This is a genomic window from Bacteroides sp. AF32-8BH (assembly GCF_003435205.1).
GTDB lineage: Bacteria > Bacteroidota > Bacteroidia > Bacteroidales > Bacteroidaceae > Bacteroides > Bacteroides ovatus.
Window position 1 is genome coordinate 32,598 of record NZ_QVLZ01000056.1, and the last position, 9,274, is coordinate 41,871.

General features: G+C 44.3%; 4 protein-coding genes. All 4 read left to right on the plus strand.

The features are described from left to right. Window positions 1-292 precede the first annotated feature (292 nt). Window positions 293-4,843: a glutamate synthase large subunit gene (gene gltB, locus DWZ47_RS26775; protein ID WP_117515296.1), complete on the plus strand. Its 4,551-nt coding sequence runs from the start codon at window positions 293-295 to the stop codon at window positions 4,841-4,843. Window positions 4,844-4,969: 126 nt separating this feature from the next. After that, window positions 4,970-6,310, plus strand: a complete 1,341-nt coding sequence (locus DWZ47_RS26780) for a glutamate synthase subunit beta (RefSeq protein ID WP_117515298.1) — start codon at window positions 4,970-4,972, stop codon at window positions 6,308-6,310. A gap of 214 nt (window positions 6,311-6,524) precedes the next feature. Beyond that, window positions 6,525-8,192, plus strand: a complete 1,668-nt coding sequence (gene asnB / locus DWZ47_RS26785) for an asparagine synthase B (protein WP_004309309.1) — start codon at window positions 6,525-6,527, stop codon at window positions 8,190-8,192. 171 nt (window positions 8,193-8,363) lie between these two features. Next, a complete protein-coding gene (locus tag DWZ47_RS26790) occupies window positions 8,364-9,131 on the plus strand; it encodes a glycerophosphodiester phosphodiesterase family protein (protein ID WP_182281671.1) in 768 nt (255 codons plus the stop codon). Window positions 9,132-9,274 lie beyond the last annotated feature (143 nt).

A 9,274-nucleotide genomic window follows, 5' to 3' on the forward strand; every position in this document is an offset into this window, starting at 1 on the left:
TATTTGACAGAAACGCATAAAAAAGTTGCAAACACATCAAAAAGTTAAATAATATATTATTTTTAGCTCAAAAAGAAACAAATTACAATCAGCTTCAAATAAGGATAAATAAGCTAACAAATTAAAAGCAAATTTCCTGTTTTTAATAACAAATTAAAAGAATAAAGATTCCTATTCTCATTTCGCGTCACACAAAAGCTAAACTTCACTATCATTTTGAAATTAAAATATTAACTTTGCCAAACAATTTGATACATCAAACAGGTATTATCATACAATAAAGCTAGTAAGAATGAAGAAACAAGAACTTTTTAACAACGTAACAGAAGGATTCCCTTACCAACGACAGCCCCAACAGGTAGGCTTGTACGATGCGGCATACGAACACGATGCCTGCGGTGTCGGTATGCTGGTTAACATTCATGGAGAAAAGTCACACGACATTGTTGAGTCGGCTTTAAAGGTATTAGAAAACATGCGCCATCGTGGTGCCGAGGGTGCGGATAACAAGACCGGTGACGGTGCAGGTATCATGCTTCAAATTCCGCATGAGTTTATTTTATTACAAGGTATTCCTGTCCCCGAAAAAGGACGGTACGGCACAGGATTATTGTTTTTACCGAAAAACGAAAAAGACCAGGCAGCTATTCTAAGTATTATTATTGAAGAAATTGAAAAAGAAGGACTCACATTGATGCATTTACGCAATGTGCCCACCTGCCCCGAAATCCTGGGAGAATCGGCTCTGGCAAACGAACCGGACATCAAACAAGTGTTCATCACCGGATTTACGGAAACGGAAACTGCCGACCGGAAGTTATATCTGATCCGGAAAAGAATCGAAAATAAAGTCAGATTGTCATCTATTCCGGCAAAAGACGATTTTTATGTTGTGTCACTCTCTACCAAAAGCATTACATATAAAGGTATGCTTTCATCATTACAGCTGCGCAACTATTATCCGGACCTGACAAATAGCTATTTTACCAGCGGACTGGCATTGGTGCACTCTCGTTTCAGTACCAATACATTCCCTACATGGGGATTGGCACAGCCGTTCCGTCTGCTGGCACACAACGGTGAAATCAATACTATCCGTGGTAACCGAGGATGGATGGAAGCCCGTGAAAGTGTACTCTCCACTCCCACTTTAGGCGATATAAAAGAAATCCGCCCGATTATACAACCGGGCATGAGCGACAGTGCTTCTCTGGACAATGTACTGGAGTTCCTGGTGATGTCAGGATTGAGCCTGCCACATGCCATGGCTATGCTCGTGCCGGAATCTTTCAACGAGAAGAACCCGATCAGTGAGGATCTGAAATCATTCTACGAATACCACTCCATCCTGATGGAACCGTGGGACGGACCGGCCGCACTACTATTCAGCGACGGACGATTTGCCGGAGGTATGCTCGACCGCAATGGCCTGCGCCCTGCCCGTTATCTGATTACTAAAAACGATATGATGGTAGTGGCTTCGGAAGTCGGTGTTATGGATTTCGAACCGGGAGACATCAAAGAAAAAGGTCGCTTACAGCCCGGCAAAATCCTGCTGGTGGATACGGAAAAAGGCGAGATCTACTATGACGGCGAACTGAAAAAACAGTTGGCTGAAGCCAAGCCTTACCGCACCTGGCTATCTACCAACCGAATCGAACTGGATGAACTGAAAAGCGGGCGCAAAGTTCCTCATCACGTAGCAAACTACGACCGGATGCTTCGTACTTTCGGCTACTCCAAAGAGGACATCGAAAGGCTGATTATGCCGATGGCAAGCACCGGAGCAGAACCGATCAATTCAATGGGTAACGATACGCCACTCGCCGTACTTTCAGATAAACCACAGTTGCTTTACAACTATTTCCGTCAGCAATTTGCACAGGTAACCAATCCGCCCATTGATCCCCTTCGTGAAGAACTGGTGATGTCATTGACGGAATACATTGGAGCAGTCGGTATGAATATTCTGACGCCCAGTGAAAGTCATTGCAAAATGGTACGCCTGAATCATCCGATTTTAAGCAATACCCAACTGGATATTCTTTGTAATATCCGGTATAAAGGCTTCAAAACAGTCAAACTACCCATGTTGTTTGAGGTTGCCAAAGGGAAAGCCGGACTGCAGGAAGCACTGACCCATCTTTGTAAAATGGCGGAAGAATCCGTGACGGAAGGTGTAAACTACATTGTCCTGACCGACCGTGAGGTGGATATTACCCATGCTGCCATTCCATCATTGCTGGCAGTAAGCGCTGTTCATCACCACCTGATTTCAGTTGGTAAACGGGTGCAAACGGCATTGATCGTAGAAAGTGGTGAAATACGTGAAGTGATGCACGCCGCGTTATTGTTGGGTTTCGGAGCAAGTGCCCTGAATCCTTACATGGCATTCGCTGTCCTCGACCGACTGGTAAAAGACAAAGATATTCAGTTGGATTATACCACTGCTGAAAAGAACTATATCAAATCCATCTGTAAAGGCTTGTTTAAAATCATGAGTAAGATGGGTATCTCTACGATCCGCTCCTATCGTGGTGCTAAGATTTTCGAAGCTGTCGGTTTGAGTGAAGAATTGAGCAAGGCTTATTTTGGAGGACTCGGTTCACCGATCGAAGGTATCCGTCTGGAAGAAATAGCCAGAGATGCCATTGCTTTCCATAAAGAAGGATTTGAAAGTATTAAAAATGAAGAGTTATTAAAAAATAACGGTTTGTATGCTTTCCGTAAAGATGGAGAAAAGCACGCATGGAATCCGGAAACAATCAGCACTCTGCAATTGGCTACACGACTGGGGAGTTATAAAAAATTTAAAGAGTACACCCATCTGGTAGACGAAAAAGAGAAGCCTATTTTCCTTCGTGACTTTCTGGGATTCCCTCGTAATCCGATTTCAATCGATCAGGTAGAACCGGTGGAAAACATTCTGCATCGTTTCGTCACGGGGGCTATGTCTTTTGGTTCTATCAGCAAAGAGGCTCATGAGGCAATGGCTATTGCCATGAATAAAATTCACGGACGCAGTAATACCGGTGAAGGTGGCGAAGACGCTGCCCGTTTCCAACCGCTGCCCGATGGCAGTTCTTTACGAAGTGCAATCAAGCAGGTAGCTTCCGGTCGTTTCGGTGTAACAGCAGAATATCTGGTTAATGCGGACGAAATTCAAATCAAGATAGCACAGGGAGCCAAACCGGGTGAAGGCGGACAACTACCGGGATTTAAAGTGAACGATGTGATTGCGAAAACACGTCATTCCATTCCGGGAATTTCGCTGATTTCTCCTCCGCCTCATCATGATATTTATTCGATTGAGGATTTGGCACAATTAATCTTCGATTTGAAAAATGTAAATCCACAGGCCAAAATCAGTGTGAAACTGGTAGCAGAAAGCGGCGTCGGTACGATTGCTGCGGGTGTGGCAAAAGCAAAGGCGGACCTAATTGTCATCTCTGGTGCTGAAGGGGGAACAGGTGCTTCTCCGGCTTCTTCTATCCGCTATGCGGGTATCTCACCGGAATTGGGATTGAGCGAGACACAGCAAACATTGGTTTTGAACGGACTTCGTGGTCAAATAGTCCTGCAAGCCGACGGACAACTGAAAACCGGACGTGATGTCATTTTAATGGCCTTAATGGGTGCCGAAGAATATGGTTTCGCCACCTCGGCATTGATTGTATTAGGTTGTGTGATGATGCGTAAATGCCATCAGAACACTTGTCCGGTAGGAGTTGCCACGCAGAATGAAGAGTTACGTAAACGCTTTCATGGACGCAGTGAATATTTAGTAAACTTTTTCACATTCCTGGCACAGGAAGTCCGCGAGCATTTGGCTGAAATGGGATTCACCCGGATGGATGACATCATCGGGCGTACAGACTTAATCGAGCGCAAGTCCGATGCCAATGACCCAAATCCGAAACATGCTTTAATCGACTTCACCAAATTGCTGGCACGTGTTGACAACAGTGCGGCTATCCGTCATGTCATCGACCAAGATCATGGAATTTCTGCTGTAAAGGATGTAACCATCATCGATGCCGCACAAGAAGCTATCGAACATGAGAAAGAGATTTCTTTAGAATATACGATTGCCAATACAGACCGTGCAATAGGTGCTATGCTTTCCGGAGTAATCGCCAAGAAATATGGTGCCAAAGGATTGCCGGAACATACGCTGAATGTAAAATTCAAAGGTTCGGCAGGTCAATCTTTCGGAGCTTTTCTCGTACCGGGAGTTAACTTTAAACTGGAAGGTGAAGCGAATGATTACCTGGGTAAAGGATTGAGCGGCGGGCGTATCTCCGTATTGCCTCCTATCCGCAGCAATTTCGAAGCCGAAAAAAATACAATCGCCGGTAATACCTTGCTTTATGGCGCAACAAGCGGTGAAGTATATATCAACGGCCGTGTAGGAGAGCGTTTCGCTGTTCGTAACTCCGGCGCAGTTGCCGTCGTAGAAGGCGTGGGTGACCATTGTTGCGAATACATGACCGGAGGTCGTGTGGTAGTCCTCGGACAAACCGGACGTAACTTTGCAGCCGGTATGAGTGGCGGTGTAGCTTATGTATGGAACAAAGACGGCAACTTCGATTATTTCTGTAACATGGAAATGGTGGAACTGTCACTCATCGAAGAAGCCAGCTACCGGAAAGAGTTGCACGAACTAATCCGCCAGCATTACCTCTACACAGGCTCGAAACTGGCACGCATCCTGCTCGACAACTGGAATCATTACGTAGATCAATTCATCCAAGTAGTGCCCATCGAATACAAAAAAGTATTGCAGGAAGAACAAATGAGAAAGTTACAACAAAAAATTGCAGATATGCAAAGAGACTATTAGATTTACAATTTGACTATTTACAATTTACTATTTGAATGTATAGTATAGTCTGTAAATAGTCAAATAGCAAATGATAAGATAGTCTAGAAATAGTAAATAGTAAATCGTCAAATAGTAAATAACAAGATGGGAGATCCTAAAGCATTTCTAAATATACCTCGACAAGAGGCGGGATACCGCCCTGTAAACGAGCGAATCGCTGACTATAGTCAGGTAGAACAGACTTTGAATACAAACAGCCGTAAATTGCAGGCGTCACGCTGTATGGATTGCGGTGTACCTTTCTGTCATTGGGCATGCCCGATAGGAAATAAACAACCGGAATGGCAGGATGCATTATACAGGGGAAAATGGAAGGAGGCATACGAAGTATTGTCGTCTACTTGCGATTTTCCTGAATTTACAGGACGTATTTGTCCTGCTCTTTGCGAGAAATCGTGTGTGTTGAAACTTTCCTGCGATCAGCCGGTGACTATTCGCGAGAATGAAGCAGCTATCGTAGAAGCGGCTTTTCGTGAAGGATATATACAAGTAAAGACGCCGGAAAGAAACGGAAAGAAAGTGGCGGTGATTGGTGCAGGTCCTGCTGGATTGGTGGTGGCTAATCAGCTGAATTTAAAAGGATATAGCGTTACTTTATTCGATAAGGATGAAGCGCCCGGAGGATTATTACGATTCGGTATTCCTAATTTCAAACTGGATAAAAATGTAATTGACCGACGGATGAAGATATTGGCTGCAGAAGGAATACAGTTTGAGATGGGAGTAGAAATAGACGTTAATCATTTACCGGAAGGATTCGATGCTTACTGCATCTGTACCGGAACCCCCACTGCACGTGACTTGAGTATTCCGGGACGTGAACTGAAAGGGATTCATTTCGCACTCGAAATGCTGGCACAACAGAATAGGATTCTGGCAGGACAGACTTTCCCGAAAGACAAGTTGGTAAATGCCAAAGGCAAAAAGGTTCTCGTGATAGGTGGCGGAGACACTGGTTCCGACTGCATCGGAACCAGTGTGAGACAGGGAGCCGTCAGTGTCACTCAAATCGAAATCATGCCGAAACCTCCTATCGGCTACAATCCGGCTACTCCTTGGCCACAATGGCCGGCAGTCTTCAAAACGACTTCCAGCCATGAAGAAGGTTGTACACGCCGCTGGTGCCTGGCTTCCAATCAGTTCCTCGGAAAGAATGGAAAAGTGACAGGTGTAGAAGTGGAAGAAGTAGAATGGATTCCGGCAGCAGATGGCGGACGTCCCACAATGAAACCAACAGGGAAGAAGGAAGTCATCGAGGCTGATATGGTATTATTGGCGATGGGATTCCTGAAACCGGAACAACCCAAATTTGCAAAGAATGTATTTCTTGCCGGTGATGCCGAGACTGGTGCCAGCTTAGTAGTACGCGCCATGGCAGGAGGACGAAAGGCTGCTGCGGAAATAGATGCTTATCTAATACAATAAGGTTTGCAACAGTGTACAACAAGAAGCTCGATTGCTATTATCGGTTCGTTCCATATCTGTAGAACTAAAGAATAACAGATATGGAACTAAAGGAAAACAGTTATGGAACTAAACGATAACAATTATGGAACGAATTAAGAATAACTAGTCAGCTTCTTAGAAATAGCGAATAAACAATCAACAGATTACATTACCCCCTCTAAAAATTAAAGTTATGTGTGGAATAGCAGGTATACTCAACATCAAAGTTCAAACGAAAGAGCTAAGAGATAAAGCACTGAAAATGGCCCAGAAGATCCGTCATCGCGGACCGGACTGGAGTGGAATCTATGTAGGCGGAAGTGCCATCCTGGCACACGAACGTCTTTCCATTGTCGACCCGCAAAGTGGCGGACAGCCGTTATACTCTCCCGATCGTAAACAAGTGCTCGCCGTCAACGGTGAGATTTACAATCACCGTGATATTCGCGCTAAATATGCGGGAAAATATAACTTTCAGACCGGAAGTGACTGTGAGGTAATTCTTGCCCTTTACAAAGATAAAGGCATCCATTTTCTGGAAGATATTAGCGGTATCTTTGCTTTCGTTCTTTATGATGAGGAAAAGGATGAATTTCTAATTGCCCGTGATCCGATAGGGGTTATTCCTTTATATATAGGAAAAGATAAAGAGGGAAAAATCTACTTCGGCAGCGAGTTGAAAGCCCTTGAAGGATTTTGCGACGAATATGAAATATTTCTCCCCGGACATTACTTCTATAGTAAAGAGGGAAAAATGAAACGTTGGTATTCGCGCGACTGGACAGAATATGAAACCGTAAAAGAGAATGATGCACAAACCGTTGATGTGAAAATAGCATTAGAAGAGGCTGTACACCGCCAGTTAATGAGTGACGTACCGTACGGAGTGCTTCTTTCGGGCGGGTTGGATAGTTCTGTCATCTCCGCCATTGCCAAAAAATATGCGGCAAAGCGTATAGAAACAGACGGAGCGAGTGATGCGTGGTGGCCTCAACTCCACTCCTTCGCCATCGGACTAAAAGGTGCTCCCGATTTGATTAAAGCACGTGAAGTGGCTGAATATATCGGTACTGTCCATCACGAAATAAACTATACTGTTCAGGAAGGTTTGGATGCCCTGCGTGATGTCATTTATTTCATCGAGACATACGATGTAACCACGGTACGCGCTTCCACTCCCATGTACCTACTGGCACGTGTCATCAAATCGATGGGTATCAAAATGGTGTTGAGCGGTGAAGGCGCCGATGAAGTTTTCGGTGGTTATCTGTATTTCCACAAGGCTCCCACTCCACAGGCATTCCACGAAGAAACAGTACGTAAACTTTCAAAGTTGCACATGTACGATTGCCTCCGCGCCAATAAAAGTTTGTCAGCATGGGGAGTAGAAGGACGTGTTCCTTTCCTTGATAAAGAATTCCTCGACGTAGCCATGAACCTGAATCCGAAAGCTAAAATGTGCCCCGGAAAGGAAATTGAGAAACGGATTGTTCGCGAAGCCTTTGCCGAGATGTTACCGGAAAGTGTGGCGTGGAGACAAAAAGAGCAGTTCAGTGACGGTGTAGGATATTCATGGATTGACACATTGAGGGAAATCACAGCTGCTGCTGTGAGCGATCAGCAAATGGAACATGCTGCCGAACGCTTCCCTATCAACACGCCACAAAATAAAGAAGAATACTATTATCGCAGTATCTTTGAAGAGCATTTCCCCAGTGAAAGTGCAGCACGCACCGTACCCAGTGTTCCCAGTGTGGCCTGCTCCACAGCAGAAGCGCTGGCGTGGGATATTGCTTTCAGGAATCTGAATGAGCCTAGCGGACGTGCGGTGAGAGGAATACACGAAGAGGCCTATACTTAACTGATAAGAATAACAGAATCTGCTCTTTCTGTTATTCTTTTGTAACATTTCTATTTTAAAATCTCAAGGATTAACGCAGATTAGCATATTATTGTCTGATTTGCGTTTTCTTTTTTATAATTTTGAGGCCAAACCAAATTAAATCTATCAAACTTTTAAAAGACCAAACAAATGAATTTAAAAAAAATGATGATGGCTTCTGCCCTTCTAATGGTTGCTTGCTGTATGCAGGCACAGACAAAAGTGATAGCCCACCGTGGATTCTGGAAAACTCCGGGATCATCACAAAACAGTATTTCATCACTTCTAAAAGCAGATTCCATCGGTTGTTACGGTTCAGAATTTGACGTATGGATCGCTAAGGATAACAAGTTGGTGGTCAACCATGATCCTGTATACAAGATGAGACCGATGGAGTATTCCAAAGGTGACGCACTGACCGGACTTAAATTATCCAACGGAGAAAACTTACCCAGCCTGGAACAATATCTGGAAGCCGGGAAAAACTGTAATACCCGACTGATTCTCGAACTGAAAGCACATAGTAACAAGAAACGTGAAACCAAAGCCGTACAGGGAATCCTTGCCATGGTGAAGAAAATGGGACTGGAAAACCGCATGGAATATATCACGTTCTCCCTGCATGCCATGAAAGAGTTTATCCGCCTGGCTCCTGCCGGTACTCCGGTATTTTACCTTAACGGGGAACTGTCCCCCAAAGAATTAAAGGAACTCGGTGCTGCCGGTCTTGATTATCACATGGGAGTGATTAAGAAACACCCCGAATGGATCAAAGAAGCTCATGAACTCGGCTTGAAAGTAAATGTGTGGACTGTGGACGAAGTGGAAGATATGAAATCGCTGATCGAACAGAAAGTAGATTTGATTACCACCAACGAACCAGTCATCTTACAAGAAGAACTGAAAAAACATCAATAAGATAAAATCATTACAAAGTAAACTATTTAATATCCGTCTTTAAAGAAACAGCTCGTTCCTTTAAAAGAAACAGGATGTTTCTCGGTGTCGAACGAGGTTGTGTCAAAACGCTGACACAGCCTTTTTTATGCGCAAAGCCCAGA